This is a genomic window from Pseudomonas sp. 05T35, from assembly GCF_056396605.1.
The window spans coordinates 1-601 of the sequence record NZ_JBFTLU010000888.1; the positions used below are offsets into that span (position 1 = coordinate 1).

The window sequence follows — 601 nt, forward strand, 5'->3', positions numbered from 1 at the left end:
GATCAGTTGGCTGCGCGATCAGTTCCTGGATTTCGCCGATGCGCTGAACCTGGACGCGCTGATCGAACCGTGGCGCCCACAGAACCCAATGTAAGGAAGCTCCCATGGCCGTTGCCATCGACCAACCTGTCGCCGACTTCGAAGCGCCTGCCACCAGCGGGCAGACCGTCAGCCTCGCGGCCCTCAAGGGCAAGCAAGTGGTGATCTACTTCTACCCCAAGGACAGCACGCCGGGTTGCACCACCGAAGGTCAGGGCTTTCGCGACCAGTATGCGCAGTTCAGCGCGGCCAACACCGAAGTGTTCGGCGTGTCGCGTGACAGCCTGAAATCCCACGAGAACTTCAAGTGCAAACAGGAGTTCCCGTTCGAGTTGATCAGCGACAAGGATGAAGCCATCTGTCAGCTGTTCGACGTGATCAAGCTGAAAAAGCTCTACGGCAAGGAATACATGGGCGTTGATCGCAGCACCTTTCTGATCGACAAGAATGGTGTACTGCGTCAAGAGTGGCGTGGTGTGAAAGTGCCAGGGCATGTTGACGCGGTATTGGCTGCGGCCCAAGCGCTGAACAAGGCCTGATTATTTCGGCGCCTGTCCGGACC

The 601-nt window shown here is 58.2% G+C and carries 1 protein-coding gene and 1 pseudogene; both read left to right on the plus strand.

Translation table 11 applies throughout. The annotated features are described in order from the left end of the window. Positions 1-94, plus strand: a pseudogene (locus AC1DH9_RS30500) (glycine cleavage system protein R); the annotation flags it as partial. Positions 95-104: 10 nt separating this feature from the next. Then, entirely contained in the window at positions 105-578 is a 474-nt protein-coding gene (locus tag AC1DH9_RS30505) for a peroxiredoxin (RefSeq protein ID WP_427536708.1), read from the plus strand. The last annotated feature ends 23 nt before the right edge of the window (positions 579-601 follow it).